This window comes from Streptomyces carpinensis, assembly GCF_002154505.1.
Lineage (GTDB): Bacteria > Actinomycetota > Actinomycetes > Streptomycetales > Streptomycetaceae > Streptomyces > Streptomyces carpinensis.
In genome coordinates, this window is sequence record NZ_MUBM01000327.1 from 1 (window position 1) to 977 (window position 977).

General features: G+C 63.7%; 1 pseudogene. It reads right to left on the reverse strand.

What is annotated here, in order from left to right:
* Nucleotides 1–647, reverse strand: a pseudogene (locus BZY54_RS36290) (hypothetical protein); the annotation flags it as partial.
* Nucleotides 648–977: the final 330 nt, after the last annotated feature.

Genomic DNA, 977 nt, shown 5'->3' on the forward strand with positions numbered 1-977 from the left:
CCGCCCTCACCCGCCGGGTCGTCGCGGACCACCCACGTCTTCGCCAGAGGCGAAGGATGCAGAACGATCTTCCTGGATTCGGCAACCGTCCATGTGCGCTCGTCCTCGATGCGAAGTGTGCCGGCGTCGTAGGAGAGGGCCGGATGAAGGGAGTTGAGTGTGGCACCGAGCCCACGCTGCGCAATGGCGGCGGCCCGGTGCTGGATGTCGGCCTCCATGAAACGTCGTACGGCGTTCCATCTGGCCGACAGACATGCCGACCACAACTGCCCCAACTCCCGGGCGACCCGCTGCGCGAACGAGCGCTCCCCCGACTCCAGGAACGCGACGATCGTCCGCAACTCCGCGGAATCCGGCCGCCCCCCGGTTCGCGCCGACTTCAGGAACGTGTTCATCTGTCGCTTTATCACGCCGGACGGCGTCGAAGAGACCTGCTGGAGTTCCGATTCCACCGAGGCGTGAACGTCCGCACTGGGAAACATGAACGGTGGAACACAGGTGCGCGCTTCGCGCCGCATCGCCCCGAGTATTTTCATGTCGCGACGCATGAGTGTCTCGCCGCCCACCCGCTCCATCCGACGCCCGCCGCCCACAGCCGTCAGGCCGAAATCGAGCATGAAGCCCAACTGGGCGAGGGGTGAAATCACGAATCTCGCACCGACAAGAGCGTCACAACCCAAGCGAATGGATATCACTTGTCCCCCCACCTCGATGCACCGGCACGCCGCCGAACTGGTCAGTGATCAGCAAGCGGTTCAACCCTCACGCAGCGGTCAGCCGTACACAAGGCCATTTTCCGGCATCCGGCACACCCTGCAGGGTGAACAAATCAGACACACGTCAATTTACTTCCCGTTGGATCCGCGAGACATAGGACATTCGATCCTGTTCAAAACATGGTCGCTCCGCCACGGTCACCGCCCGCAGTGGCCCTTGCGGGCATAAACGACGATCTGCGCACCCCGCACCCGGGTGCG